The sequence below is a fragment of the Pseudomonas sp. B21-031 genome (assembly GCF_024748985.1).
Taxonomy (GTDB): domain Bacteria; phylum Pseudomonadota; class Gammaproteobacteria; order Pseudomonadales; family Pseudomonadaceae; genus Aquipseudomonas; species Aquipseudomonas kermanshahensis.
Genome location: NZ_CP087181.1, coordinates 3,271,664 through 3,298,291, shown reverse-complemented (window position 1 = coordinate 3,298,291; position 26,628 = coordinate 3,271,664). Strand labels below are relative to the sequence as shown.

The 26,628-nt window shown below is 64.4% G+C and carries 22 protein-coding genes; 19 read left to right on the top strand and 3 right to left on the bottom strand.

Annotated features, from left to right (window positions below; translation table 11 throughout):
- Positions 1 to 199: 199 nt before the first annotated feature.
- Both LOY53_RS14445 and LOY53_RS14440 read left to right on the top strand, forming a co-directional pair.
- Positions 200 to 1,582: a hypothetical protein gene (locus LOY53_RS14445; protein WP_258702834.1), complete on the top strand. Its 1,383-nt coding sequence runs from the start codon at positions 200 to 202 to the stop codon at positions 1,580 to 1,582.
- The gene (locus LOY53_RS14440) at positions 1,582 to 2,937 is read left to right on the top strand and encodes a GntR family transcriptional regulator (protein ID WP_252824483.1); all 1,356 of its coding nucleotides are present in this window, start codon (positions 1,582 to 1,584) and stop codon (positions 2,935 to 2,937) included. Before LOY53_RS14445 ends, LOY53_RS14440 begins: the two co-directional genes overlap by 1 nt.
- 291 nt (positions 2,938 to 3,228) lie before the next feature.
- Here the strand turns inward: LOY53_RS14440 and LOY53_RS14435 are convergent, their stop codons facing one another.
- A complete protein-coding gene (locus LOY53_RS14435) occupies positions 3,229 to 4,530 on the bottom strand; it encodes an MFS transporter (RefSeq protein ID WP_252824482.1) in 1,302 nt (433 codons plus the stop codon).
- A gap of 67 nt (positions 4,531 to 4,597) precedes the next feature.
- The gene (locus tag LOY53_RS14430) at positions 4,598 to 5,911 is read right to left on the bottom strand and encodes an L-fuconate dehydratase (RefSeq protein WP_252824481.1); all 1,314 of its coding nucleotides are present in this window, start codon (positions 5,909 to 5,911) and stop codon (positions 4,598 to 4,600) included.
- Positions 5,912 to 6,021: 110 nt separating this feature from the next.
- Between LOY53_RS14430 and LOY53_RS14425 the strand changes: the two genes are divergently transcribed.
- From LOY53_RS14425 to LOY53_RS14385, 9 genes are all read left to right on the top strand, one after another.
- The gene (locus LOY53_RS14425) at positions 6,022 to 6,960 is read left to right on the top strand and encodes a LysR family transcriptional regulator (protein WP_252824479.1); all 939 of its coding nucleotides are present in this window, start codon (positions 6,022 to 6,024) and stop codon (positions 6,958 to 6,960) included.
- A 34-nt stretch (positions 6,961 to 6,994) separates the two neighbouring features.
- Entirely contained in the window at positions 6,995 to 7,960 is a 966-nt protein-coding gene (locus tag LOY53_RS14420) for a LysR family transcriptional regulator (RefSeq protein ID WP_252824477.1), read from the top strand.
- Between the two features lie 164 nt (positions 7,961 to 8,124).
- On the top strand, positions 8,125 to 9,666 hold the full coding sequence (locus tag LOY53_RS14415) for a UxaA family hydrolase (RefSeq protein ID WP_258702833.1): 1,542 nt from the start codon (positions 8,125 to 8,127) through the stop codon (positions 9,664 to 9,666).
- A 35-nt stretch (positions 9,667 to 9,701) separates the two neighbouring features.
- Positions 9,702 to 11,282: an aldehyde dehydrogenase (NADP(+)) gene (locus LOY53_RS14410; protein WP_258702832.1), complete on the top strand. Its 1,581-nt coding sequence runs from the start codon at positions 9,702 to 9,704 to the stop codon at positions 11,280 to 11,282.
- Positions 11,283 to 11,298: 16 nt separating this feature from the next.
- Entirely contained in the window at positions 11,299 to 12,369 is a 1,071-nt protein-coding gene (locus tag LOY53_RS14405) for an Ldh family oxidoreductase (protein ID WP_258702831.1), read from the top strand.
- A 26-nt stretch (positions 12,370 to 12,395) separates the two neighbouring features.
- Positions 12,396 to 13,613 (top strand): fumarylacetoacetate hydrolase family protein, encoded by a 1,218-nt coding sequence (locus LOY53_RS14400; RefSeq protein WP_258702830.1) that lies wholly within the window; start codon positions 12,396 to 12,398, stop codon positions 13,611 to 13,613.
- 97 nt (positions 13,614 to 13,710) lie between these two features.
- Positions 13,711 to 15,018, top strand: coding sequence for an MFS transporter (locus LOY53_RS14395; RefSeq protein ID WP_252824471.1), 1,308 nt, complete (start codon positions 13,711 to 13,713; stop codon positions 15,016 to 15,018).
- Positions 15,019 to 15,111: 93 nt separating this feature from the next.
- Positions 15,112 to 16,761 (top strand): VRR-NUC domain-containing protein, encoded by a 1,650-nt coding sequence (locus LOY53_RS14390; protein ID WP_258702829.1) that lies wholly within the window; start codon positions 15,112 to 15,114, stop codon positions 16,759 to 16,761.
- On the top strand, positions 16,758 to 19,019 hold the full coding sequence (locus tag LOY53_RS14385; protein WP_258702828.1) for an ATP-dependent DNA helicase: 2,262 nt from the start codon (positions 16,758 to 16,760) through the stop codon (positions 19,017 to 19,019). The genes LOY53_RS14390 and LOY53_RS14385 overlap by 4 nt, the downstream gene beginning before the upstream one ends.
- Here the strand turns inward: LOY53_RS14385 and LOY53_RS14380 are convergent.
- Positions 19,016 to 20,197, bottom strand: coding sequence for an NnrS family protein (locus LOY53_RS14380; protein WP_258702827.1), 1,182 nt, complete (start codon positions 20,195 to 20,197; stop codon positions 19,016 to 19,018). The two genes, LOY53_RS14385 and LOY53_RS14380, sit on opposite strands and share 4 nt — an antisense overlap.
- A gap of 215 nt (positions 20,198 to 20,412) precedes the next feature.
- Here LOY53_RS14380 and xerC point away from each other — a divergent pair, with 215 nt between their 5' ends.
- The 8 genes from xerC (at position 20,413) to LOY53_RS14340 (ending at position 26,626) form a co-directional block, all read left to right on the top strand.
- Complete coding sequence (gene xerC, locus LOY53_RS14375; RefSeq protein ID WP_099453920.1) at positions 20,413 to 21,327, top strand: tyrosine recombinase XerC; 915 nt, start codon at positions 20,413 to 20,415, stop codon at positions 21,325 to 21,327.
- Positions 21,328 to 21,696: 369 nt separating this feature from the next.
- Positions 21,697 to 22,530 carry an urease accessory protein UreD gene (locus LOY53_RS14370; RefSeq protein ID WP_252824467.1) on the top strand — a complete coding sequence of 278 codons (834 nt, stop codon included), beginning with the start codon at positions 21,697 to 21,699 and terminating at the stop codon, positions 22,528 to 22,530.
- A 10-nt stretch (positions 22,531 to 22,540) separates the two neighbouring features.
- Positions 22,541 to 22,843, top strand: coding sequence for an urease subunit gamma (locus LOY53_RS14365; RefSeq protein ID WP_027594759.1), 303 nt, complete (start codon positions 22,541 to 22,543; stop codon positions 22,841 to 22,843).
- A gap of 19 nt (positions 22,844 to 22,862) precedes the next feature.
- Entirely contained in the window at positions 22,863 to 23,180 is a 318-nt protein-coding gene (locus LOY53_RS14360; protein ID WP_252824466.1) for an urease subunit beta, read from the top strand.
- Positions 23,177 to 24,880 carry an urease subunit alpha gene (gene ureC, locus LOY53_RS14355; RefSeq protein WP_252824464.1) on the top strand — a complete coding sequence of 568 codons (1,704 nt, stop codon included), beginning with the start codon at positions 23,177 to 23,179 and terminating at the stop codon, positions 24,878 to 24,880. Before LOY53_RS14360 ends, ureC begins: the two co-directional genes overlap by 4 nt.
- Before the next feature lie 10 nt (positions 24,881 to 24,890).
- Positions 24,891 to 25,388 (top strand): urease accessory protein UreE, encoded by a 498-nt coding sequence (ureE, locus tag LOY53_RS14350; RefSeq protein WP_252824462.1) that lies wholly within the window; start codon positions 24,891 to 24,893, stop codon positions 25,386 to 25,388.
- A gap of 18 nt (positions 25,389 to 25,406) precedes the next feature.
- The gene (locus LOY53_RS14345) at positions 25,407 to 25,952 is read left to right on the top strand and encodes a HupE/UreJ family protein (protein ID WP_258702826.1); all 546 of its coding nucleotides are present in this window, start codon (positions 25,407 to 25,409) and stop codon (positions 25,950 to 25,952) included.
- Complete coding sequence (locus tag LOY53_RS14340) at positions 25,952 to 26,626, top strand: urease accessory protein UreF (RefSeq protein ID WP_258702825.1); 675 nt, start codon at positions 25,952 to 25,954, stop codon at positions 26,624 to 26,626. Before LOY53_RS14345 ends, LOY53_RS14340 begins: the two co-directional genes overlap by 1 nt.
- Positions 26,627 to 26,628 lie beyond the last annotated feature (2 nt).

The following is a 26,628-nucleotide window of genomic DNA, read 5'->3' as shown; positions in this document are numbered from 1 at the left end:
TGAGCATGGCTATGCCCGAGTTAGGGCAGCGTACGGCAGCGGCCGGTCATCGGTGCGGCGCATTTTTTTCGATGGCTTGGCGACAGAGCAGGTCACATCATTATTTCCCGTAGTTTGTAGGAAATTTCTTCAGGAAGGACCCATTGCACTGTTTGCAGTTGCCGGTGTGATGGATACATGAAGTTGATGAGGTGATTACGTGGGCGCTATTCACGATCAGGCGATGCACTATATCTACCAGCAAGTGCTAGAGCGCTTGTTGAGCCATATGTCCCAGGCGCAACGTGCCTCCTTGCAGTTGCTGATTCAGCGATTGCTGGTGGCTGCCGGCGGGCCCGAATACATTGGCACGTTCCGTTTGCTGGTACTGCAAGGGGCTGACCGACGCAGTGCCCACTTGTTGGCCACCTTGCGTGCTGCCCAGTTGAGTATCGCCTTGCGCGCCCCTGTGACGTTTCAGTTGCGCGTACTGGTGGTCAACCTGCCTGCTGCCGGCAATTCCGTGTTGGAAAACCATGAACGCAGTTTCAATGCCTTGTTCATGCAGGATGACCCGCGGGTGCAACTGCAGATGACCGAAGGCTGCGAAGTCGTGCCTTTCAGCCGTCGGCCGTCGGCTGCGCCGGAGCGCTGGGCACTGGCGCGCAATGCCATGCTGATGTTCGGCCACGGGGTCGATGCCAGGCCCGAAGCCCTGCTGGGCAGCCGGCTGCACCTGGAGTTGGCGGGTGCAGTGGGCCTTGCACTGCAGGCGCAGTCGCGGGCCGATGTGCTGATTACTGCCGTACCCGCACGCCAGCGCCGCCGCTACCTGGCCTGGGCGCGGCGGAGCCTGCGCCTTGCAGGGGAACGTGGCCCCCACGTCGTGCATCAGTGCTTGTCAGCATTGGCCAACGGGCTGGGCAGGTTGCATGGGGTTGCCGGTTCACCCCTGGAGCGCGTGGATGCTTCAAGCAGCATGGAGAATGAGGATGCGCCCTTGCGCGTAATCGCCATCGACGACCTGCTGCCACACCTGCTTGAGGACGAGCAGTTCGATCACATGCTGGGCTGCTGCTTCGATGCGGCCCAGGACGCCTGGCCCTTGGCGGCCTTTGTCGATTCGCGGGCCGTGGCGCAACTGCACGATTTGCGCGCGCGTAGCCTCGAGCCGCTGGTCCATCGGCCGGCACTGCGCTTGGCAAGCCCCAGCAGCGACGGCGGGCAGCGCGAGCCAACTTCAGTGCACCTGGGCAAACCCTATGGCATCAGCCAGACCCAGCTGGTGTGCCTGCTGTTTAGCCCTTTCGCTAGGCAGGGGAAAGGCCTTGAGCGTTTTCTGAGGTGCCGTCATCCCGACATGCTGGTGGCGTTGCCCTACCTGCACCGAGCCTTGCAGGGCAAGCCGTGCCCCGAGGCGGTCAAGGACTGGTTGGTGAACACCAGCGGCCTGGCGCTGGTACCGTTGCGGGCGATCTATGAGGGGGGGCTGCAACCGACCTCCAGGCGCTTGATGGCCAACCTGGCTCGCCGCGATGTGCACCTGAAGTGGCTGCCGCGCCCACCCGCTGCAGGAAGGCCTGCCTTTGAGGGCTTGCCCTGATGGGCCGATCGGTACCTGGCGATTACGCCTATCGGAAGGTGTACCACTACCTCGAAGCGCTGATCGATGAGGCACAAGGCCGTGAGCCTTGGCGCTTGCCGTCGTTACGCACGCTTTCGCGGCGCTTGCGTGTATCACTGGCTACCGTGCAGAGCGCCTACAGCTTGCTGGAAGATGAGGGCCGTGTGCATTGCGTGCCGCGGTCCGGTTACTTCGTGCGCGCCCACGCTGGCGGCTCGCCGGTTCAAGCACCGGCTGGGCCATGGCATGTACCCGCTCACTCGATGTTGGAGCGGTCGCTGTTTACCCACGAGCGGCGCCTGGCACGTCAGCGTGCGCGTGGCACCGCCCCGGTTGAAGAGGTTGGCGGTGCTCGGCTGCGCAATGCGTTGGCCGAGCGCTATACACGTTCCTCCAGCCATTACTGGCGTGCCGAGGAGGTGCACCTTGCCCCTGACGTGCAGGCATTGCTAGAGGTGCTGCTGGCGGCGTTGGCCTTGCGCGGCGCCACCGTGCTGGTGCAATCGCCATGCTGTTGGCCGGTGCTGCGCGCCTTGCAGCGCTGCGGCATGCGCGTGCTGGAGGTACCGTTGAGCAACAGCGGCACGGCGGATGTGCAGGCGCTGGGACGGCTGCTCAGTGCTGAGCCGGTTGGCATGCTGATCATGCCATCGTGCCTCAGCCTGCCCCAGGGCAGGCTGATGTCGCAGCACGACCAGCAGCAGATTGGCCAACTGCTTGGCGACCACCCGGTGTGGTTGCTGGAAAACGACCTGGACAGCGAGCTGTGTTACAGCGGGCCACCGAATGCGCGCCTGCGCGACTGGGTAGACCCGCGCTGGCTGTTGGTGATGGGGTCGTTCGAGGCCGCAGTGGGGGGCGAAGCGCCTTACGCCTATGTGATGGGGCGTCATGCCGGCTTGGCCGAGGCGTTCGGCCAACGTGCGTTTCAGCTGGCGCCATTGCGGCTGCAGGCGCTTGCCCACATGCTTGGCAAAGGTGAAATCGAGACCCAGTTGGGGCGGCTGCGGGCAGAACTGCAAAGGCGCATGGCGTGCTTTAGCCGGCAACTGAAGCTGGAACTGGGCGACCAAGTGACGTTCGACATGCCCGAGGGCGGCTGGACCCTGTGGTTGCGCTCCCGCTGGCCGCTGCGACTGGATGACGTGGTAGCGGCGTTGTCAGGCACCGTCCTGCGTGTGGTCCCTGGCGGGCAGCACAGCGCGGAGGTGCGTCATCAGCAATACCTGGCACTGATCTGGGTGGGCGAGGATCCGGATGCGTTGCAGCAGGCCCTGGAAAAGCTGGCTCAAGCGCTGGAGCTGCGCTGCGGCCGGCCAATAGGGCAGGGCTGAGAGGCTGCTCTGATGGGGCCAAACATACCTTACTCATTTAGCAGGGACATTGTGGGAGTCGGCTTGCCGGCGATCACCGGCGAAGCCGGTGCCAGACACCGCGGCGCCTGCATCGCCGGCAAGCCGGCCCCCACAGGGATTCTCACAAGGTCTGAGCCTGCGCAGTTACCTGTGGGAGCCGCGGTGCGGCGGTCCGACTTGCCCGCGAAGAGGCCGGAACAAGCACCACAAGACAGTTGATCCCACAAAATCAGCGGTGCCTGTACGGCCTTCGTCGTCTCATCGGTCGAACTACCCTTCTTGTCCTTGGCGCAAACGGGTGCTGATCAGTGCCGCCACCACCAGCATCGAAGCAATGATCCACAAGCCGTTGCGGGTGCTGCCGGTGGCCTGTTCGATCAGGCCCATCACCGACGGCCCGACAAAGCCACCAAACAGGCCGCAGGTGGTGACGAACGCCAGGCCCGCCGCCAGCGCGCTACCGCTCAGGCGGCTGGACGGGAAGACGAAGATGATCGACTGCACCACGAACAGCATCAAGGCGGTCAACGAAAAGCCGATCAGCCCAATGAAGGAGTTGGACAGCGAAGCAAGCAGCAACCCGGCGGACATGGTCAGCAGACCAAAGAACAGTAGGGTACGGCAACGGCTGGGCGAGGTCGCCAGGCGCGGGAATGTGGCGGCGCCGATGGCGGCGGCGATCCAGGGTACCGAAGTCAGCAACCCGACCTGGAAGGGCGACAGCGCAGCATAGGTGCCGATGATCCCTGGCAAGAAGAAGATCACGGTGTAGATGGTGATCTGGTGCACAAAGTACACCGCAATCGCCAACCAGATCTGCTTGTCGCGAAACATCTGTCCCAGCTTGCTCTGTTGCGGCGCTGCAGCCCGCTCAGCACTCAGGCGACGCTCGATGTCCTGGGCATCGGCCGCAGACAACCAAGGCGCCGACGCGGGGCCATCGGGCAGCTTCTTCCACACCACATAGGCCAGCGCCACCGCGGGCAGGCCTTCGAGCACGAACAGCCATTGCCAGCCGTGCCAGCCCAGCACGCCGTCCATTTCCAGCAGCGCGCCGCCCAGCGGCCCACTGAGGATGTTGGCCAGGCACACACCCAACAGGAAGTAGCCAGTGGCGCGCGCACGCTGTTCGCGGTCGAACCAGTACGTGAGGTACAGCATGACGCCAGGGAACAGGCCGGCCTCGGCCACCCCGAGCAGCAGGCGCATGATGTAGAACGAGGTTTCACCCTGGACGAACGCCATGCCCGCTGACAGCAGGCCCCAGGTGATCATGATGCGGGTGATCCAGAAGCGTGCGCCCACCCGGTGCATGATCAGGTTGCTCGGCACTTCGGCCAGGGCATAGGTGAGAAAGAACAGGCCGGCACCCAGCCCGTAGGCCGCCGCTGACAGGCCCAGGTCGATGCCCATGCTGGCCTTGGCCAGGGCGATGTTGGTGCGGTCGAGGAAGCTCATCACGTAGACGACGATAAGCAGTGGCATCAATTTGCGCAGCAACAGGCCGTTCAGGCGCTGTTCGGTAGTGACGGCAGGCGCGGTGGCCGCTGTCGTGCCGGTGAGGATTGTCATTGTTTTTTTCCCCGTGATAAGTGCTGGTGGTGTGCCGCGCTTGCGGCGGCACACCCAGGTCGGTAGGTCAGGAACGGTTGATGTCGAGCCACACCGCGCCGTTGGGGTACTGGTAGCGCTCCAGGGTGTCAGCGTGCATTTCAATGCTGTAGCCCGGGCGCTGTGGCGGCATGTAGCGGCCGCGACGGATCACCACCGGGTCGAGGAAGTGTTCGTGCAGGTGGTCGACGTATTCCAGCACCCGGTTGTGCAGCGATGCCGAAACGGCGATGTAGTCGAACAAGGCGATGTTCTGCACATATTCGCACAGCCCGACCCCGCCGCCATGCGGGCAGACCGGCACATCGTACTTGGCCGCCATCAACAGCACGATCAGCACCTCGTTGAGGCCACCCAGGCGGGCCGCGTCCAGCTGGCAGAAGTCCAGTGCGCCGGCCTGGAACATCTGCTTGAACATCACCCGGTTGTGGCAATGCTCGCCGGTGGCCACGCCGATGGGCGCGATGCGTTGGCGGATGGCTGCGTGGCCGAGGATGTCGTCGGGGCTGGTGGGTTCTTCGATCCACAGGGGCTCGAAAGCGGCCAGGCGGCGCATGTTGGCCACCGATTCATCGACGCTCCAGACTTGGTTGGCGTCCATCATCAGGGTGCGTTCCCAGCCGATTTCGTCCCGCAGGATGCTGGCGCGACGAATGTCTTCTTCCAGGTCGGCGCCGATTTTCTGCTTGATGTGGGTCCAGCCGTCGGCGACCGCTTCGCGGGCCAAGTGGCGCATTTTTTCTTCGCTGTAGCCGAGCCAGCCGGGGGCAGTGGTGTAGCCGGGGTAGCCTTCGCGCAGCATTTGCGCTTCGCGCTGGGCCTTGCCTGGCACCTGACGGCGGAGCAGGGCGATGGCTTCCTCGGGGGTCAGCACGTCGGTGACGTAGCTGAAGTCCAGGCAGCGCACCAGTTGCTCTGGGGTCATGTCGGCCAGCAGCTTCCACACCGGTTTGCCTTCGTGCTTGGCCCACAGGTCCCACACGGCGTTGATGATGGCGGCAGTGGCCAGGTGGATCACGCCTTTCTCGGGGCCAAGCCAGCGCAACTGGCTGTCACCGACCGTGAAACGGTGCCAGAACGCACCCATGTCGGCGGTGATTTCTTCCAGGGTCAGGCCGACGATCATCGGTGCCAGCGACTGCACCGCCGCCGCGCAAATTTCGTTGCCGCGGCCGATGGTGAAGGTCAGGCCATGGCCTTCGAGGGCGTCGACGTCGGTGTGCAGCACGACGTAGGCGGCCGAGTAGTCAGGGGCGCTGTTCATGGCGTCGGAGCCGTCCAGCGACAGCGAAGTCGGGAAGCGGATGTCACGGACGCTCAGGTGGGTAATGCGTATGCTCATGGCGGACTCTTGTTCTGGTCAGGCAGTGGGAGACTCGACTGTAGGTTGTCGAGCGATATAGGCATAATCGCCAATTCCTAAGTAGGGATATCGGAATTGATATGTCTCAAATGTCCGCAGACAGCCCAGCGCTGCCGCAAAACCTTGGCACATTGAAGATCTCCAGCCGCCAGATCACCTTGCTCAACGCCCTGGGCGAGTTCGGCAACCTGCGCCGTGCCGCCACTGCGATGCACACCACGCAGCCGGCGGCCAGCCTGCTGCTGCAGCAACTGGAAGAACGCCTGGGCGTACGCCTGTTCGAGCGCCTGCCGCGTGGCATGCAGCCAACGCTGTATGGCGAGGTGATGATTCGCTACGCGCAGAACGCGCTGCACGAGTTCGAGCATGCCCAGGCACAGATCGCCGAACTGGCGCGCGGTGCCTTGGGCCTGGTGCGGGTGGGCAGTGTGATGGGGCCGGTGCCCGGTTTGCTGACCAAGGCGGTGCTGGCCTACAAGCGCGATCACCCCAAGGTGCGTATCTCGCTCGAAGTCGGCACCAGCGATACCTTGTTGCCGGCGTTGCTGCGCGGTGATTTCGACATGGTGGTCGGGCGCCTGCCCGACCAGAGCGACAGCCAGGACCTGAACATCGAACTGTTCGAGGGCGGTGAGCAGATGCGCGTCATCGCCCGCGCCGGCCACCCCTTGGCCGACGCCAAGGCGTTGCAGCTGGCCGACCTGGTGGCCCTGACCTGGATCCTGCACCCCATCGGCAGCCCCATGCGCCGCCGGGTCGAAAGTGCCTTGCAGGCGGGCGGCATGGTGCAGTCGCTGGACATTGTCGAGACCGCCTCGATCCTGGCCACCACCGCGATGTTGGAGGCGTCCGAGATGATTGCGGTGGTGCCCAACGATGTGGCCGAGCATTATGCGCGCTACGGCATGGTCGCCATCCTGCCGGTAGAGCTGCCGATCTCGATGGCCAACCTGGGCTTGCTGACCTTACGCTCGCGCCCCAACTCCGTGGCTCTGGACAGGTTGCTGCAGTACCTGCGCACGCAATAGCCCTGCCTTTACACCTTTTCGAGGTTGCCCTCTGATGCCGTCGGACATTACCCATTCCAGCTTCTGCAACTGGGTCCGCTACAAGCACCTGGTGCTGATCGACACCCTGGCGCGCACCCGTAACATGCACGCCACCGCCACGCGGATGAACCTCAGCCAGCCGGCGCTGAGCAAAATGCTGCGTGACCTCGAAGAGCAGTTTGGCTTCGCCTTGTTCGAGCGCCTGCCACGCAGCATGCCGCCCACCGAACTTGGCGAGTATGTGGTGCGCTACGCCCAAGGGGTGTTGGGCGACTCGCAGCAGTTTGTCGACCAGGTCAACCGGCTGCGCAAGGGCGGGCACGGGTTCATCCGGGTGGGGGGCATTTTTGCGGCCACCCCCGTGGTGCTGCCTCAAGCCATTGCCGCGATCAAGGCACGCAGCCCCTTGCTCTCGATCGAAGTGGTCGAGCACTCCAGTGACCACCTATTGGCCATGCTGGAGCAGAACAAACTCGACATCATGATCGGCCGCTTCACGGAAGAACGCTTCAGTCAGCTGTTCGATTATCAGCCCCTGGAGCCCGAGCCCTTCAGCCTGGTGGTCAACAGCCGCCACCCGCTCAACGCGCTGGCCAGTACCCCGGTGGAGGCACTGGGTGACTGGCCCTGGGTGCTCTACCCGGTGGGCACGCCAATTCGCAATCGCCTGGAACAGGCCTTCAGGGTGGCCGGCATTGCCACACCGGCAGACAGCGTCGAGACCATCTCGATGCCGATGTTCCTGCAGTTGCTGCAATCGGGCCCGATGATCGCGATGCTGCCCAGGTCGATGGTCGCCGCACAGCTGAGCAGCGGCCAGTTCAAGGAACTGCAGAGTCCCCTGCACCTGCCCGCGCTGGAGTACGGCATCGTCACCCGCAAGGACGAGCCGCTGACCCCGTCGGCACACGCGTTCGTCGACATTCTGCTCGACTTCGCGCAGCAACGACGTGCCGCGCAGGGCACAACAATCGATTGATAAAACATCACCGATAGACGCTATTGATAACCCTGGGTTATCGCGTGATCGGATCATCTCATTGGGAATGTTGCGCAAGGCTTCTTACAGTGGTCGCAGATTCGCCCGGCATCGAACGGGCGACGCCATAACAAGAAGTCAGCCGCACCGCCCTGAGAGGTCCCATGCAACTGATTGCCCGCTCTGGTGACCTTGCCGTCATCCGCCTCAACCCGCTGGACAACGTTCTCATCGCCCGCCAGGCACTGCCTGAAGGCCTGTTCCTGGACGCAGAAGCGATCACCGTGCGCCAGGCGATCCCCTCAGGCCATAAGGTCGCCACCCAACGCGTGGAGCAGGGCCAGCCCCTGCGCCGCTATGGCCAGATCATCGGTTTTGCTTCACAGGCCATCGACGCCGGCGACCATGTTCACGTGCACAACGTGCAGATGGGGGATTTTGCCCGCGACTATGCCTTTGGCGTCGATGCCCGCAGCACGCCGGTCGCTGAGGCGGTGTTCCAGGGCATTGTGCGTGCCGATGGCCGGGTCGCCACCCGCAACTACATTGGCATTCTCACCTCGGTGAACTGTTCGGCGACCGTGGCCCGGGCCGTGGCCGACCATTTCCGCCGCGACATCCACCCCGAAGCGCTGGCCGACTACCCGAAGATCGACGGCGTGGTGGCCTTGACCCACGGTGCCGGCTGCGCAGTAGACCCTTCCGGTGAAGCCTTGGGGCTGTTGCGTCGGACCTTGGCCGGCTATGCCGTACACCCCAATTTCGCCGCCGTGCTGATCATCGGCCTGGGGTGCGAAACCAACCAGATCGAAAGCCTGCTGGAGACCCAGGGGCTTACCACCAGCACGCAACTGCGCGCCTTCACCATCCAAGGCATTGGCGGTACCTCGAAGACCATCGCCGCCGGCATCGAGCAGGTCAAGGCACTGTTGGCCCAAGCCAACCAGGTCGAACGCGAGCCGGTCAGCGCCCGCCACTTGATCGTTGGCCTGCAATGTGGCGGCTCCGACGGCTACTCGGGGATCACCGCCAACCCCGCGTTGGGCAATGCCGTCGACCGCCTGGTGGCGGCCGGTGGCACCGCGATTCTTTCTGAAACGCCGGAAATCTATGGCGCCGAGCACCTGCTGACCCGTCGTGCCATAAGCCGCGAAGTCGGCGAGAAGCTGGTGGCGCGCATCCACTGGTGGGAAGACTACTGCCAGCGCATGAACGCTGAACTGAACAACAACCCCTCGGCCGGCAACAAGGCGGGCGGCCTGACCACCATCCTCGAGAAGTCGCTGGGTGCGGTGGCCAAGGCCGGCTCCAGCAACCTGGTCGACGTCTACCAGTACGCCGAAGCGGTACGCGCCCATGGGCTGGTGTTCATGGACACGCCGGGCTACGACCCGGTCTCGGCCACTGGCCAAGTCGCAGGCGGCGCCAACCTGATTGCCTTCACCACCGGCCGCGGTTCGGCCTACGGCTGCGCCCCGGCGCCGTCGATCAAGCTGGCAACCAACAACCGGGTGTTCGAGCACCAGGAAGAGGACATGGACGTCAACTGCGGTGGCATCGCCGATGGCTCCACCAGCATCGAAGAGCGTGGCGCGTACATCTTCGAACAGATGCTGCGCATCGCCTCTGGCGCGCGCAGCAAAAGCGAACAGCACGGCTACGGGCAGAACGAGTTCGTGCCCTGGCAGATCGGCGCCGTGACCTGATCGACAGCCCACTCCTGAATTTGAGGCAACCTTTTATGCACGTTAGCGGACACAACTTCATCGCCGGCCAGCGCAGCGCGCTGGGCCAGACCCTGGTCTACAGCGTCGACGCCCACACCGGCGAGCGCCTGCCCGGCGGTTTCTATCAGGCCACCTTGGCCGAAGTCGACAACGCTGTGGGCGCGGCCTCGGCGGCTTTCCCGCTGTTTCGTAACCTGCCAGCGGTGCGCCGCGCCGAGTTCCTGGAGGCCATTGCCGACGAACTCGACGCCCTCGGCGAAGACTTCATTGCCTTGACCTGCCAGGAAACGGCCCTGCCTACTGCCCGGATCCTGGGCGAGAGGGGGCGTACCAGCGGGCAGATGCGCCTGTTCGCCCAGGTGCTGCGCCGTGGCGACTTCTATGGCGCCCGCATCGACCAGGCCCTGCCTGCCCGCACGCCGTTGCCACGCCCAGACTTGCGCCAATACCGCATTGGCGTTGGGCCGGTGGCGGTATTCGGTGCCAGCAATTTTCCGCTGGCGTTCTCCACAGCGGGTGGCGATACCGCCGCAGCCCTGGCGGCCGGTTGCCCGGTCGTCTTCAAGGCCCACAGCGGCCACATGGCCACTGCCGAACGCGTAGCTGAAGCACTGGTTCGTGCTGCCGAACGCACGAACATGCCAGCCGGTGTGTTCAACATGATCTTCGGTGGCGGGGTTGGCGAGGCGCTGGTCAAGCACCCCGGCATCCAGGCAGTCGGGTTTACCGGGTCGCTCAAGGGTGGGCGTGCGCTGTGCGACATGGCGGCGGCACGGCCGCAGCCGATTCCGGTGTTCGCCGAAATGTCGAGCATCAACCCGGTGCTGGTGCTGCCCGAGGCCTTGGCCTCGCGCGGTGCGCAACTGGCCAAGGACCTCACCGCGTCGGTGGTGCAGGGCTGTGGCCAGTTCTGCACCAACCCGGGTTTGGTCCTGGGCATTCGCTCCCCAGCGTTCAGTGCCTTTGTCGAGCAGTTGGCCGGGCACATGGCAGAGCAAGCGCCGCAGACCATGCTCAACGCTGGCACCCTGGGCAGCTATGGCAAGGGCCTGCAGGCCCTGATTGCCCACCCTGGGGTCAAGCGATTGAGTGGCCAGGCGCAACACGGTAACCAGGCCCAACCGCACCTGTTCGAGGCCGATGTCAGCCTGCTGCTGGAGCAGGACGAGTTGCTTCAGGAAGAAGTGTTCGGCCCGTGCACGGTGGTGGTTCAGGTTGCCGATGAAGCCGAGCTTATGCGCGCGGTGGCAGCCTTGCGCGGCCAACTGACCGCCACGCTGCTGGCGGACGATGCCGACCTGGCGGCCTACGGCTACTTGCTGGGTGCGTTGGAAGTGAAGGTCGGTCGCGTGCTGCTCAATGGCTACCCCACCGGGGTCGAGGTGTGCGATGCCATGGTCCACGGCGGCCCATACCCGGCCACTTCGGACGCCCGCGGCACTTCGGTCGGCACCCTGGCCATCGACCGCTTCCTGCGCCCGGTGTGCTACCAGAACGTGCCTGACGCCTTGCTGCCTGCCGCCTTGCAGAACGCCAACCCGCTGGGCATCCAGCGCCTGGTGGACGGCAAGCCCAGCACCGCAGCCCTGAACTGACCGTGGAGTGACGGGCATGACGCAAACCAGACGCTATGACGTGCAGGCGCTAACCCGGTTCGTCGAGCAACTGTTTGAAAAAGCCGGTGCCGATGCCGAGGTCGCCCAGGTGGTGACCCAGGTATTGCTTGAAGGCGAACTGCTGGGCCATCGCACCCATGGCCTGAACCTGGTCAGCCGCTATGTTGGCGGCATGCTCAGCGGGCAAGTGAAGGCGCAGGCTCAGGCGCTGGAGCAGGTGTCGGACAGCGGCATCTCCAGCCTCTTCGACGGCCATTACGTACTGGGCCCGTACTGTGTCAGCCGCGCCCTAGAGTGTGCGGCCACAGGGGCCAGCGCACAGGGCATCGGCATTGCCGTGGTGCGCCGAGCCGCGCACATTGGCTGCCTGGCGGCTTACCTCAAGCCTTATACCGACCGTGGCCTGGTGGCCATGGTGTATTCCTCGGACCCGTCCGTAGGGCTGGTCTGTGCCCATGGTGGGGTCGACCCGGTGTTCACGCCCAACCCGATTGCCGCCGGCGTACCTACCCAGGGTGAGCCGATCCTGCTGGACGTGAGCATGTCTACGGTGACCCTCGGCCTGGTCGGGCAGTGCCGTGATGCCGGCAGCCGGCTGCCGCACCCGGTGCTGATGAGCAACGATGGCCACCTGAGCGATGACCCGCGTGACTTCTTCACCACGCCCCAGGGCAGCATTCTGCCACTGGGTGGTCAGGCCTTTGGCCACAAGGGCTTTGCCTTGGCAATCCTGGTCGAGGCACTGACCTCGGCATTGGCCGGCCATGGCCGCAAGGACGCCCCGGACCAGTGGGGCGCGTCGGCCACCGCGGTGGTCATCGACCCGCGCTTTTTCGGCGGCTTGCAAGCGTTTACCGACGAAACCAGCTTCCTTGGCCGGTTGATCGTGGCCAGCCGACCGGTAGACCCCGAGCGCCCGGTGCGCCTGCCTGGGCAAGCCGGCCTGGCGTTGCGCCGGCAAGCCTTGGCGCAGGGCCTGAGCCTGTCGCAGCCAGTGCTCGACGACCTCGACCGGCTGGCCGAGCAGTTGCAGCTGGCGACCCGTTCGCAGGCGCTTTCCCAATGAATGACAATGACAACAAGGGTGCACACATGACAGACCAATCGAATGCCAACCAGCCACTGCCGCTAAGCCACGACCTTGCCGTGTTCGACACCGGCAGCTGGGTGGGGCGCGTCTGGCTGCCGGATCAAGGCCCCGCCGTGGTGCTGGTCAAGGCCGGCGCCGTGCACGATATCAGCGCCCATGTGGCAACGGTTTCGGCCCTGCTGGAAGTGGTCGACCCGGTGGCCTACCTGCGTGCGTTACCATTGGCCGACGCGTTGATCGAGTTGCCGGCGCTGCTGGCCAACAGCGACCCTGGTCAACGTGACACGCGCTTGCCTTGGCTGCTGGCACCGATCGACCTGCAAGCGGTGAAGGCCGCCGGCGTCACCTTCGCCGCCAGCTTGCTGGAGCGAGTGGTGGAGGAGCAAGCCAAGGGCGACCCGGCCAAGGCCGATGCCATCCGCGATACGCTGGCCAGCCGCATCGGTGCGGACCTCTCGCAGATCATCCCGGGCTCTGCCCAGGCCGAAGCGCTGCGCAAGGTCCTGGTGGAGCAGGGCCTGTGGTCGCAATACCTGGAGGTGGGCATCGGCCCGGATGCCGAAGTCTTCACCAAGGCGCAGCCACTGTCGGCGGTTGGGCATGGTGCCGACATCGGTATCCACCCCAAGTCGAGCTGGAACAACCCGGAGCCGGAAGTGGTACTGGCGGTGTCGAGCGACGGCAGCATCAAGGGCGCCATGCTCGGCAACGATGTCAACCTGCGCGACTTCGAGGGGCGCAGTGCCTTACTGCTGTCCAAGGCCAAGGACAACAACGCCTCCACCTCGCTGGGGCCATTGCTGCGCCTGTTCGACGAAAGCTTCAGCCTGGACGATGTGCGTAACGCCGAAGTGGACCTGCGTGTCGAGGGCCAGGACGGCTTCATCCTGTCTGGCCGCAGCTCCATGCGCCAGATCAGCCGCGACCCCCAGGACCTCGTGCAGCAGACCCTCAACGAAAACCACCAGTACCCCGACGGCCTGGTGCTGTTTCTCGGTACCCTGTTCGCGCCCAAGCAGGACCGCGACCAGCCAGGCAACGGTTTTACCCACAAGCCCGGCGACCTGGTCGCCATCAGCAACGCGCAACTGGGCACCCTGTGCAACCGTGTCACCACCAGCGACCTCGCGCCGCAGTGGGGCTTCGGCCTGCGTGCGCTGATCGACAGCTTGAGCCGGCGCGGCCTGCTCGAGGCGGCGGTAACTGCGCGTCAACCTTGAGGGTTGCCGCACCAGGGATGAACGCAACAGGACCGACGGATCGCCAAGGCGCTGAAGGCGCCGCAACAATAATAATAAAGGCCACCCAATGAACCCTATGAAGAAGTATCAGCGCCTCACCGTTGTCTTCCTGCTGTTGATCGGCATCGTCAACTACCTGGACCGTAGTGCGCTGTCGATCGCCAACACCTCGATCCAGAAAGACATGATGATCAGCCCCTCGCAGATGGGCATTCTGTTGTCGGCCTTCTCCATTGCTTATGCCTTTGCCCAGTTGCCGATGGGCATGATCATCGACCGCCTGGGCAGCAAGATCGCCCTCGGCGCCTCGTTGCTGGCCTGGTCGGTGGCCCAGGCCACCTTTGGCATGGTCAGCAGCTTTGCCGGTTTCATGGGCTTGCGCGTGTTGCTGGGGATTGGCGAGGCGCCGATGTTCCCTTCGGCGGCCAAGGCCTTGTCGGAATGGTTCGATGCCAACGAACGCGGCACCCCGACCGGTATCGTCTGGTCCTCGACCTGCCTTGGCCCATGCCTGGCGCCCCCCTTGTTGACGCTGTTCATGGTCAATTTCGGCTGGCGCGGCATGTTCATCATCACAGGCTTGATCGGTGTGGTGCTGGCGGTGTGCTGGTTGAGCTTCTACAAGAGCAAGGCGCAGTACCTGGCTGAGCTCGCTGCAGAAGGTAAACCGTTGCCTACCGAGTACAAGCAGCCGCTGCCTGCGGCCAATCCACAGGCGCCGAAGGTGTCGTACTTTGCGGGTTGGCTCGACTTGTTCAAGCACCGCAGCACCTGGGGGGCGGTACTGGGCTTCATGGGCGTGATCTACATGCTCTGGCTGCACCTGACCTGGCTGCCCGGCTACTTCGAGCGTGAGCACGGCCTGGACCTGTACAAGACTGCCTGGGTGGTTTCGCTGGCCTATGGCTTCGGCGCGGCGGGCACGATCGTCGCCGGGCGCTTCTGCGATTTGCTGGTCAAACGCGGCATGAGCATCCTTGGCAGTCGCAAATTCAGCGTGATCACTGGCCTGGTGCTGGCGGCGCTGTTCACCTTGCCGCTGTCCTTCGTCAGTGGCCTGACCGGCTGTGTGGTGCTGCTGTGCCTGGCGCTGTTCAGCATCAACATGGCCAGTGCCACTGCCTGGATGATCGTCAACACCATCGTCGACAGCCCGCGGGTGGCGTCGTTTGGCTCGATCCAGAACTTCGGCGGCTACATTGCGGGCTCCGTGGCACCGATCGTCACCGGTTTCAGCATCCAGTACTCGGGCTCGTTCAACACGGCATTCATGATCAGCGCGATCGTGGCACTGTGCTCGGCGGTGGCTTACTTCCTGCTGCTGAAGGCACCGATCGGCAGTGCCAAGGCCGAGGCGGGGCCGATGGTTGGGGTGACCGAGTAACAGCCCTACTGCGCCACTGGACCTACGGCACTTGTCAGGTGTGGGTATCTGTATGTATAACCAGTACCCACATTCACTGCCCGACCTTGCCCCGTGATCGCCCATTCTGTCGACGACCCGTTCTATTACCTGCATAACTTCCGCCAGGTGCTGCTATGGGTCGAGCAGCGCTATGAAGACCTGCTCGATGACCAGGAGCTGGCGTTCATCCAGGCGTTTACGCAATTGGACGCGCCGGCGCAGGCCTTGATGGTGCGTATGGTCATGCGCAAGGGCGAGCTGTTTCGCAGTGACAAGCTGACCTATGCCGAGATCGGCGATACCGCGCTGGCCTTGCAGCCGTTGCAGGCGTTGGGTTGGGTTCGGGAGCCTGCGCATCTGGAGCTGGAGCAGCTGTTCAGCTTGCTGCGCAAGGACGAACTGGCGTCGTGCTTCGCCGCCCAATTGAGCCGGCCGCGCGCCGCCAAGCACGACTTGCTCGCGCAGCTTCAACCCCTGGGGCTAACGGCCAGGCCGTTGCAGGCGTGGTTCCCCGGCAGCGACGTGCGCATTTTCCAGTGGTGCCTGCAGCCCCTGTGTGACCGCATGCGCCTGTTGTTCTTCGGCAACCTTTACCAGGACTGGTCGGACTTCGTGCTTGCCGACCTGGGCTTGCTGCGCTACGAGCACGTGCCTTTCAGCACCGATTCGCGCGCCTTGCGCCATCGCGCCGAGGTCGATCTGGCCATGGCCTTGCACCAGTGCGCCGAGCGGCTGGAGCAGGGCGATGACCCGCTGTCGATTCTGGGGGCGATGGCAGGGCTGCACAGTGACAACCCTTGGTTGGCCCGGCGCCATGCGCGCCTGCTGTTTGCCCTGGGCCAGCAATGCGAGCGCCAGGGCAACTGGGACCAGGCCATGGCTGTCTACGGCCAGTGCAGCCATGCACAAGCGCGAATCCGTCAGGTGCGTGTACTGGAGCGTAGCGAACAATGGCCGCAGGCCCATGCGCTGGCCCAGCAACTGGCTGCGGCCCCGGCCAATGCGCTGGAGGTGCAGGCGCTCGAACGCATGCTGCCGCGCCTGGCCCGCAAACTCGGAGGCCCGCCACAACGGCGCCAGCGTGCTGCGCCGCTGCACTTGATCGAACTTGAGCTGCCGCGTGAACACGCAGCCCTGGGTGTGGAGGAGGCTGTGCGCCAGCACTTGGCCGAGGCCGGCGGGGAGGTTCATTACGTGGAAAACACGCTGTTCAACAGCTTGTTCGGCCTGTTGTGTTGGGAGGCGATTTTCGCGCCGGTACCCGGTGCCTTTTTCAACCCGTTTCAGGCCGCGCCACAAGACCTGCACGACAGCGACTTTCAGCAACGGCGCAGTACGCTGTTCGACCGCTGCCTGGGGCGGCTCGACGAGGGTAGCCACCGCCAGGCCATTCTCGACTGCTACGCCGCCAAGCAGGGCCTGCAGTCGCCGTTCGTGTTCTGGCCGATGCTCAGCGAAGCCTTGCTTGAACAGGCACTGGCTTGCCTGCCGGCCGCGCACCTGAAGCAGTGCTTCCTGCGCCTGTTGCAGGACATCCGCAACAACCGCGCCGGGATGCCTGATCTGATCCAGTTCTGGCCCGAGCAGGGCGGCTACCGCATGGTCGAGGTCAAGGGGCCGGGCGACCGCCTGCAAGACAACCAATTACGTTGGCTAGAGTTCTGCCGTGCCCAAGGGTTGCCCGTTGCAGTGTGCCATGTGCGCTGGAGCGAGGCGGCGTGAGCTACAGCGTGGCGGTGCGCGCCCTGTGCGAGTTCAGTGCCAAGGTCGGCGACCTGGACCTGCGCTTCACCCCGTCGCCCACGGCCCAGGAAGGCATCGAGGGGCACCGTCGGGTAGTGGCGCGGCGTGCGGCTGATTACGAGTCGGAAGTGGCCCTTGAGGGGCAGTTTGAAAGCCTGCGGGTGCGAGGCCGGGCCGACGGTTACGACCCCAATTGCAACCGCTTGGAAGAGATAAAGACCTACCGCGGCGACCTTGCGCGCCAGCCGGCCAACCATCGCCAGCTGCACTGGGCCCAGGCCAAGGTCTACGCCTGGTTGATGTGCCAAGCGCGGCAATTGCCGGCCATCGAAGTGGCCCTGGTGTACCTGGACGTGGACAGCGACGGCCAGACGCTGATCAGCGAGCACCACACGGCTGCCGCGCTGCAAGCGTTCTTCGAAACCCAGTGCCGCTGCTTTCTGGCTTGGGCGCAGCGTCAGCAAGGCCGACTGGCCGAGCGTGACCGCGACTTGCAGGCGCTGGGGTTTCCCTATACGCAATTCCGCCAGGGCCAGCGGCAACTGGCCGAGACCCTGTACAAGGCCGTCAGCACCGGCCGTTGCCTGATGGCCCAGGCCAGTACCGGTATCGGCAAGACCTTGGGCACCTTGTTCCCGTTGCTCAAGGCGATGGTGCCGCAGCAGCTCGACAAAGTGTTCTTTCTGACCGCCAAGACGCCGGGCCGGGCGCTGGCCCTCGATGCCATGCGCCAGATCACCGATGCCACGCCGCAACCGGCCTTGCGCACGCTGGAACTGATCGCCCGCGACAAGGCCTGCGAGCACCCCGACAAAGCCTGTCATGGCGAGTCCTGCCCTTTGGCGCAAGGCTTCTACGACCGCCTGCCCGCCGCGCGCGAGGCAGCAGCAGCGGTGCCTTTACTGGACCGTGCCAGCCTGCGCGAGGTGGCCTTGGTGCATCAGGTTTGCCCTTATTACCTGGGCCAGGAAATGGCCCGCTGGGTCGACCTGGTGGTGGCCGATTACAACTATTACTTCGATGCCCATGCCTTGCTGTTCGGCTTGGCCCAGGCTAACCAATGGCGGGTGGCGGTGCTGGTGGACGAAGCGCATAACCTGGTCGAGCGCGGTCGCGGCATGTACAGCGCCAGCCTCGATCAAGGCCAGTTGCTCGCCTTGCGCCAGAGCAAACCGCAAGGGCTGAGCAGTGCGCTGGACCGGCTCAACCGGCAGTGGAATGCGTTGTACAAAGAGCAGCGTGTACCGTATCAGGCCAGCGAGCTGTTGCCGGAGGCCTTCCTACGCGCCCTGCAGCAGTGCATCGGGCTGATCCAGGAGCGCATGAATCAGGCCCCAGCCGAGGTAGATGTGCAGGTGCTGCAGTTCTTCTACCAGGCGTTGCAGTTCAACCGGGTGGCTGAGCTGTTCGACGAGCATTTCATCTTCGACATCAGCCAGCGCGAAGGCCAGCGCAAGCGGCGCCTGGCCACCCTGTGCCTGCGCAATGTCACCCCGGCGCGGCTGCTGGCCCCACGCATGCAGGCGGCGCGCAGTGTGACGCTGTTTTCCGCCACGCTGAGCCCTCGGCATTTCTACAGCGACTTGCTCGGCATGCCGGCCGACACGGCCTGGCTGGAAGTGGCGGCGCCGTTTCGCGCCGAACAACTCGAAGTACGCATCGCCAGCCAGGTCTCGACCCGTTACCGAGAGCGCCAGGCTTCGTTGGCGCCGATCGTCGAGCTGATTGCCGAGCAGTACCAGCGCATGCCCGGTAACTACCTGGCCTTTTTCAGCAGTTTCGAATACCTGCAACAGGTGGCCGGCTTGCTGGCAGAGCGGCATGCTGACATTCCCCTGTGGGCACAGGCGGCAGGCATGGGTGAAGAGGCGCGCCAGGCGTTTCTTGATCGCTTCGTGGCGGATGGCTGCGGGGTGGGCTTCGCGGTGCTGGGGGGCGCGTTCGGCGAAGGGGTCGATTTACCCGGCACGCGCTTGATCGGGGCGTTTGTCGCGACCCTCGGGCTGCCCCAGGTCAACCCTGTCAACGAGCAGTTCAAGCAGCGCCTGGGGCGTCAGTTTGGCGCGGGCTTTGACTATGCCTACCTCTATCCGGGCGTGCGCAAGGTCATTCAGGCGGCGGGCAGGGTCATTCGGGGGGATCAGGACCAAGGCGTGCTGGTGCTGATCGACGAACGCTTTGCCGAGCCGCGGGTTCAGCAGATGTTTCCCAGTTGGTGGCCGGCGGCGCTGAGCTAACCCGGCATTGCGTCGACCCTTGGCCGCAGCAGGATAGGCAGGTAGTGCCAGAGGAACAGCAGTAGCGCCAGGCTCCAGCAGAGTGCAGAAAGGCTTACCCCTAGTGGCGTGAACACGGTTAATACAACCCGCGACAACGCGGCCAGTTGCAGCATTACTAAGGCCCAGACTACGCTTTTTGGCACGCTAAGCGCTCGGCCGGTATGCCCCAGGCTGACGCGCGCCATCATTGCCATGATCAGCCCGGTCATGGCACCGATGGTCAATGCATGAGTCACGAGGCTGACATTGAAGTCTAGCCCGGCATGCCACAGCGCCATGCCCAGGCAAGCGGCTGCCAGCCAGGCGTAGGCCAGGTGCAGCGACCACAGCAGCGGTACCCGCCACAAGTTCCGGTCATGCCAAAGCACCAGGCGGCTAGCGTGCAGGGCGAACAGGGCAGCGAACAGCACGCCGAGGCCGGTATGCCGAATGTCCGCAGCGCCACTGGCAAACACCAGGGGCACCGCCACGCTCAGCAGCAGGCACGCGCGATCAAGCCAGGGTTGGGAAGGGGTTGGGGCTGTGTGGCCCAAGCCTCGTTGGGTGAAAAACGGGATGACCCGCCCCCCCAGCATGGTCATCATCGCGGCAACCAGCCATAGCCCTGCAAACACGCCGCGGCGTTGCCAGAGTTCGTCCTGGCGCAGCCAGCCGACCAGTGTCAGCCACTGGCAGGCTGCAATCAGGCAGACCAGGCCGATGATCGGGTAATTGTTGCGCAAGCGCCGTTGCACGATCGGGCGTGCCAGAGTGAGGGCTACCAAGGGGAGGAAGCTGCCCTGTATCAACACCAGCACACTGCCCGGTAACGGCAGAAACCAACTCGCCCGGCCCAGCAGCCAGAGCAGGAATAACCCCTGCAACGCTCGCCCACTCAAACCTGGGATGCCGCTCCAGTTCTGCACGGCAGTCAGCAAAAAGCCCGCGACGATGGCAGTAGCAAAGCCGTACAGCATTTCATGCCGGTGCCAGGCAAGCATGCCGCCGGGTGGGGAGGGGGCAAGCACGCCTGCGAGCACGCCTGCCCAGAGCAACAAGGCCATCAGTGCGAATAAAGTTCCGCCCAGAAAGAACGGGCGAAAACCCAAGCCCCAGACGGCTTGGCGCGGACGAGCAGTGACAGGTTGCACAAGCATGAGCGGGCCTTCGTTCGTTCAGTGGGCGGTAATTGGGGTAAGATCACGATCCGTGCCATCTTCAAATCCCTTGAATATCAAGGTGATGGCACTGTGCCTAGTCCGAATGACTTCAACTTATTGTTGTCATTTGTACTTGTTTGTATGTCGTATTGACTCGTTTCACGCTGTGCCTGTCCCCGTACCGGTCCAAGCGTCGCTACAGGATTCACGTTGTGACCGATCTCTCGAAAAACCCGCTGCTGCAGTACATGGCCCGCCTGGCACCGTCGAGCCAGCAAACCATGCGCTACATCCTTCAGGACGCTGCCGACCGGCTGGGTTTTGTCGACTGCAACCTTGTCGATGTACCGTGGCACTTGCTTGAACCTGGGCATGTCATCGGCCTGGTAGCGGCATTGCGCGAGGATGGTTACGCCCCTAACAGTTCGTCGCTGTATGTGAATGCGGTGCGTGGGGTGATGAACGAGGCGTGGCGCCAGGGCCTGATCGACCATGAGCAGCTGTTGAGGATCCGCGAGGTCAAGCCGGCCACTGGTAGCCGCCTGCCACCGGGGCGCAACCTGCGGCGCAGCCTGATCCGTGAGTTGATGGACGTGTGCGCGGCCGACCCTCGGCCGCAAGGTGTGCGCGACGCGGCGATCATTGCCTTGCTGTACGGTACCGGCATGCGCAAGTCGGAGTCGGTCGACATCGACCTGGACCAGGTCGACTTCGATGCACGCAGCCTACAGGTGCTTGGCAAGGGCAACCGGCAGTTGATCAAGTATGCGCCGCCTTGGGCGTTCGAAAAGCTGCAGGCGTGGCTGGACCTGCGTCGCAACGATTTGCCGGAGGGGGCATCCGACGACCCGTTCCTGTTCAACCGCATTCGCCGGGGCAACCACATTACCCGCGCCCGCATCACCAAGCATGCGATCTACTACATTGCGCGCCAGCGCGGTGCCCAGGTGGGTGTGAAGATCATGCCCCATGATTTTCGCCGTGCGTTCATCACCCGGGTTATTGAAGAGCACGACCTGTCGATTGCCCAGAAGCTCGCGCACCATGCCAATATCCAGACCACGGCCAGTTATGACCGCCGAGATGACAACGAACGGCGGCGGGCGGTAGACCGCTTCGATTACTGACGCCTCACTGCATAGCTGTCTGTAGGAGCAGCCTTGTGCTGCGAAGAGGCCGGTGTAAGCAGTGGAGATTGCAGGTGCTCACACCGGCCTCTTCGCAGCACAAGGCTGCTCCTACAAAAAGCAAACCTCATTACATTCTGGCACCGAAACAGGGCCTTCGTGCGCCCTGGCTTTGTGCGCGCCACCCCTGTGTGCCCGATGCCAGAGCGGTCGCACTGACGATTTCATTTTTGTTCACCTGCGTAGTTGGCCCGCAACCTGCTATATCCAGCCTGAGAATTTGATCGAGTGGTCAGGCTGGCAGCCGTCAAGCGCCGCCTGCATGACCCTCTAAACGGCCACCAGGCCACGGATATCAGGGGCCGCAGGATGTCGCTCGCGGAGCAGATCGAACAACAACACGACGACGCAGGCTGGAGCGCCTTCCTGCAGTTGCGCTTTACCCAGCGCGACGGTGTGACCCGCCTTGGTGCGCGGCGGCATTTCGGACCTCTTTTGGTGCAGCGGCCTTTCTATCCCGAGGGCGCGCCGTGCCACGTCTATGTGCTGCATCCGCCCGGCGGCATCGTTGCCGGTGACCGGCTGGAACTCGACATCCACCTTGACCCTGGCAGCCACGCCTTGCTGACCATGCCCGGCGCGAGCAAGTTCTACCGCAGCATTGGCCCGACCGCACGGCTTGCCCAGCGTTTTCACCTGGCCGCCGACAGCACCCTGGAATGGCTGCCTCAAGACAGTATTTTCTTCGCCGGTGCCTGTGCCAGCCTCGACAGCCGCTTCACCCTGGCGCCAGGCGCCCGGTTGCTGGCCTGGGAAACCCTGTGCCTGGGCCGCCCGGTGATGAATGAGCGCTTCGATCACGGCGCCCTCGACAGCCGCTTGCACATCGAAATGCCCGATGACCCAGGCCTGTACGAGCGCCTGCGCATTGAAGGCGGGCAATTAGGCAAGCTCGGTGGGCATCCCTTGGTCGCCACCTTTTGCGCCGCCCCGGCGGGCGCTGCGCTGCTGGAACACGTCCGGGCCTTGCTCGATGAGCTGGACAATCCCGCTGGCGCCACCCTGATCGGCTCGCTGCTGGTCATCCGCCTGCTCGACCACGACAACCAACACCTGCAACACACCTTGCAACGCCTCTGGCATGCCTTGCGCCCGGCCGTCCTCGGCCTGCCAGCATGCCCGCCGCGTATCTGGGCTACCTGAGAGAAGCGCCATGGAGCTGACCCCAAGAGAGAAAGACAAACTGCTGCTGTTCACCGCCGCGTTGCTGGCGGAGCGGCGCCTGGCCCGCGGCCTGAAACTCAACTACCCGGAAGCGGTGGCGCTGATCAGTGCCGCCGTGCTGGAGGGCGCCCGCGATGGCCGCACGGTGGCCGAGCTGATGAGCCTGGGCCGTGAAGTGTTGAGCCATGAGCAGGTCATGCCTGGCGTCGCTGAAATGATCCACGACGTACAGGTCGAGGCGACCTTCCCCGATGGCACCAAGCTGGTGACCGTGCATGACCCCATCGTCTGATACAGCCCAGGAGCCCAGCATGATCCCAGGTGAAATCCAGGTCGCCGGCGGCGACATCGAGCTTAACAGCGGCCGCGCGACGGTGAGCGTCAGCGTGGCCAACCACGGCGATCGGCCCGTGCAGGTCGGCTCGCACTACCACTTCTACGAGGTCAACGACGCACTGGTGTTCGAGCGTGCGCCTACCTTGGGCTTTCGCCTGGACATTCCAGCCGGCACTGCCGTGCGCTTCGAGCCGGGCCAGGCACGCACCGTGCAACTGGTTGCCTATGCCGGCAAGCGCGAGGTCTATGGCTTCCAGGGCAAGGTGATGGGCGCACTGGAGGGCAGGGTATGAGCCGTATTTCTCGCCAGGCCTATGCCGACATGTTCGGCCCCACCGTGGGCGACCGTGTGCGCCTGGCCGATACCGCGCTGTGGGTGGAGGTCGAGAAAGATTTCACCGTGTATGGCGAAGAGGTCAAGTTCGGCGGTGGCAAGGTCATCCGCGATGGCATGGGGCAAGGCCAGATGCTGGCGGCCGAAGCCATGGACCTGGTGCTGACCAACGCGTTGATCATCGATCACTGGGGTATCGTCAAGGCAGACATCGGCGTCAAGCACGGCCGCATCGCTGCCATTGGCAAGGCCGGCAACCCCGATGTGCAACCAGGGGTCACCGTGCCAGTTGGCCCAGGCACCGAGGTGATCGCTGCAGAAGGCAAGATCGTCACTGCTGGCGGCATCGATTCGCACATCCACTTCATCTGCCCGCAGCAGGTGGAGGAGGCGCTTACCAGCGGTGTCACCACCTTCATCGGTGGCGGCACGGGGCCGGCCACCGGTACCAACGCCACCACATGCACCCCTGGCCCATGGTACCTGGCGCGCATGCTCCAGGCCGCCGACAGCCTGCCCATCAATATCGGCCTGCTGGGCAAAGGCAATGCGTCGCGCCCCGAAGCATTGCGCGAGCAGATTGCGGCGGGCGCCGTCGGCCTGAAACTGCACGAGGACTGGGGGTCGACCCCGGCAGCCATCGACTGTTGCCTGGGCGTGGCCGAGGAAATGGACATCCAGGTGGCGATCCACACCGACACCCTCAACGAGTCCGGCTGCATCGAAGACACACTGGCGGCCATTGGCGACCGCACGATCCACACCTTCCATACCGAGGGCGCGGGCGGTGGCCATGCGCCAGACATCATCCGCGCCGCAGGGCAAGCCAACGTGCTGCCGTCCTCGACTAACCCGACCTTGCCGTACACCGTCAACACAGTCGACGAGCACCTCGACATGCTCATGGTCTGCCATCACCTGGACCCGAGCATCGCCGAGGACGTGGCGTTCGCCGAGTCGCGCATCCGTCGCGAGACCATCGCTGCCGAAGACATCCTGCACGACATGGGCGCCTTCGCCATGACCTCGTCCGACTCCCAGGCCATGGGCCGTGTGGGGGAAGTGGTACTGCGCACCTGGCAGGTGGCGCACCAGATGAAGCTGCGCCGTGGGCCTCTGGCGCCGGACAACAGCTACAGCGACAACTTCCGGGTCAAGCGCTACATCGCCAAGTACACCCTCAACCCAGCGTTGACCCACGGCATTGCCCATGAAGTGGGCTCTGTGGAGGTGGGCAAGCTGGCTGACCTGGTGCTGTGGGCCCCGGCCTTTTTTGCGGTCAAGCCCGCCTTGGTGATCAAGGGCGGGATGATCGTCACCGCGCCCATGGGTGATATCAATGGCTCGATCCCGACCCCGCAACCCGTGCACTACCGGCCGATGTTCGGCGCCCTGGGCGCGGCGCGGCACGCCACGCGGATGACCTTTCTGCCGCAGGCCGCCATGGACAGCGGCCTGGCCGAAACACTCAACCTGCGCAGCTTGATCGGTGTGGCCCACGGCTGCCGACGGGTGCGCAAGGCCGACATGGTCCACAACACCTTGCAGCCCGTCATCGAAGTCGATGCGCAGACCTACCAGGTGCGTGCCGACGGCGAGTTGCTGGTGTGCGAACCGGCCAGCGAACTGCCGCTGGCCCAGCGTTACTTCCTGTTCTGAAGGAGCACAGATGATAGTCCTGACTCGCCGGATCACCGAACCGGGCGCGCTTGCCGAAACCGGCACCGTCACCCTGGATGTGGACAGCCGCATCAAGAGCCGCCTGCGGGTAACCCTCGACGACGGTCGCGACGCCGGGCTGATGCTCGCGCGTGGCCACCTGCTGCGTGGCGGTGAACTGCTGGCCGATGCCGATGGCAGCCAGGTCATTCGCGTGCTGGCCGCACCAGAAACGGTTTCGACGGTACGTTGCGCCGACCCGCACTTGCTCGCACGGGCCGCCTACCACTTGGGCAACCGTCATGTGCCGCTGCAGATCGAACCCGGCCTGCTGCGCTACCAGCACGACTATGTGCTGGACGACATGCTGCGTGGCCTGGGCCTGACGGTGGAAACCGAACAGGCACCGTTCGAACCTGAGGCTGGCGCCTACCAGAGCGCGCCGCACAGCCATAGCCACAGCCATGGCAACGACCACCCGTTCGTGCGCCTGCCAGCCCATTCCTGAACTGCCCTGGAGCTACTGATGAAAAAGACGTTTGCCCTGTTTCTGCTGATGCTGGCGGTGCCGGCCTTCGCCCACCCCGGCCACGACAGCAACCCGTTGCAGGACGGCCTGCTGCACCCGCTGACCGGCCTGGACCACTTGCTGATGCTGTTGGGCACTGGCGTGCTGGCTGCGCTGACCCAACGCAAACTGACCTTGCCCTTGGCAACCCTGGCGGCAATGTTTGGTGGCGCGGTGTGCGGCCACCTGTTTGGGGATGTGCAGGGTATGGAAACCATGATCAGCGTGTCGTTGCTGGTCGCCGCCGGGGCCCTGTTGCTGCCTAGCCGCCAGCTGTTACTGGCGTTGGCCATGCCGGTGTTCGCCCTGTTTCACGGCTGGGCGCATGGCGTTGAAGCCACGCCCAGCGCGTTCTGGCAGTTCAGTGCTGGCTTCGTGACCGTCAGCGGCCTGCTGCTGGTGGCCGGGTACGCGGTGGGTTGCCTGCTGCGCCGCCACAGCGGCCTGCAAAAAGCCTTTGGTGGTGGCCTGCTGGCCGGCGCCGCACTGGTGCTGGCCGGTTGATGGACAGCGACCTGGCGCTGTTGCGCTTGCTGCAACTGGCCAGCCCGGGTTTGCCGGTGGGTGGGTTCACCTACTCGCAAGGCCTGGAATGGGCCGTCGAAGCGGGCTGGGTGCAGGATATCGCCAGCTTCAGTGCCTGGCAGCGCGAGCAGTTGCACGACACCTTGGGCTGCGTCGACTGGCCCGTGCTGGCACGCCTGTATCACGCCTGCCTTACCGCGGATGCCCAGGCATTCAGCCACTGGAGCCGCTTTCTGCTGGCCAACCGAGAAACCGCGGAATTGCGCCTGGAAGAACAACAGCGGGGCTCGGCGCTGGCACGCCTGCTCGATGGCTGGCAGCTGGGGCAGGACCCCGCCTGGCGGGCCAGCCTCGAACTCAGCCAACTGGGCGGTATGGCCTGGCTCGGCGCCTACTGGTCGATCCCGCTGCGTCAATTGGCGCTGGGCATTGGCTTCGCCTGGCTCGAAGGCGCAGTGATGGCTGGGGTCAAGCTGGTGCCGTTCGGCCAACAGGCGGCGCAAACCTTGTTGCGCGACCTTGGCCAGGACTTGCCCGCCGTACTCGACCAGGCGCTGGCCCTGGGCGATGACCAGCTCGGTGGCGGCCTGCCATTGCTGGCGATTGCTTCATCGCGACATGAAACCCAATACACCCGTTTGTTCCGCTCCTGAGG

Excerpts from the sequence above, each read along its gene's own strand:
- LOY53_RS14345 (WP_258702826.1), top strand. The coding sequence starts at position 25,407 with ATGAAAAAGACGTTTGCCCTGTTTCTGCTGATGCTGGCGGTGCCGGCC.
- LOY53_RS14365 (WP_027594759.1), top strand. The coding sequence starts at position 22,541 with ATGGAGCTGACCCCAAGAGAGAAAGACAAACTGCTGCTGTTCACCGCC.
- LOY53_RS14395 (WP_252824471.1), top strand. The coding sequence starts at position 13,711 with ATGAAGAAGTATCAGCGCCTCACCGTTGTCTTCCTGCTGTTGATCGGC.
- LOY53_RS14340 (WP_258702825.1), top strand. The coding sequence starts at position 25,952 with ATGGACAGCGACCTGGCGCTGTTGCGCTTGCTGCAACTGGCCAGCCCG.
- LOY53_RS14360 (WP_252824466.1), top strand. The coding sequence starts at position 22,863 with ATGATCCCAGGTGAAATCCAGGTCGCCGGCGGCGACATCGAGCTTAAC.
- ureC (WP_252824464.1), top strand. The coding sequence starts at position 23,177 with ATGAGCCGTATTTCTCGCCAGGCCTATGCCGACATGTTCGGCCCCACC.
- LOY53_RS14380 (WP_258702827.1), bottom strand. The coding sequence starts at position 20,197 with ATGCTTGTGCAACCTGTCACTGCTCGTCCGCGCCAAGCCGTCTGGGGC.
- LOY53_RS14405 (WP_258702831.1), top strand. The coding sequence starts at position 11,299 with ATGACGCAAACCAGACGCTATGACGTGCAGGCGCTAACCCGGTTCGTC.
- LOY53_RS14415 (WP_258702833.1), top strand. The coding sequence starts at position 8,125 with ATGCAACTGATTGCCCGCTCTGGTGACCTTGCCGTCATCCGCCTCAAC.
- LOY53_RS14370 (WP_252824467.1), top strand. The coding sequence starts at position 21,697 with ATGTCGCTCGCGGAGCAGATCGAACAACAACACGACGACGCAGGCTGG.
- LOY53_RS14420 (WP_252824477.1), top strand. The coding sequence starts at position 6,995 with ATGCCGTCGGACATTACCCATTCCAGCTTCTGCAACTGGGTCCGCTAC.
- LOY53_RS14425 (WP_252824479.1), top strand. The coding sequence starts at position 6,022 with ATGTCCGCAGACAGCCCAGCGCTGCCGCAAAACCTTGGCACATTGAAG.
- LOY53_RS14435 (WP_252824482.1), bottom strand. The coding sequence starts at position 4,530 with ATGACAATCCTCACCGGCACGACAGCGGCCACCGCGCCTGCCGTCACT.
- LOY53_RS14430 (WP_252824481.1), bottom strand. The coding sequence starts at position 5,911 with ATGAGCATACGCATTACCCACCTGAGCGTCCGTGACATCCGCTTCCCG.
- LOY53_RS14410 (WP_258702832.1), top strand. The coding sequence starts at position 9,702 with ATGCACGTTAGCGGACACAACTTCATCGCCGGCCAGCGCAGCGCGCTG.
- LOY53_RS14400 (WP_258702830.1), top strand. The coding sequence starts at position 12,396 with ATGACAGACCAATCGAATGCCAACCAGCCACTGCCGCTAAGCCACGAC.
- ureE (WP_252824462.1), top strand. The coding sequence starts at position 24,891 with ATGATAGTCCTGACTCGCCGGATCACCGAACCGGGCGCGCTTGCCGAA.
- LOY53_RS14440 (WP_252824483.1), top strand. The coding sequence starts at position 1,582 with ATGGGCCGATCGGTACCTGGCGATTACGCCTATCGGAAGGTGTACCAC.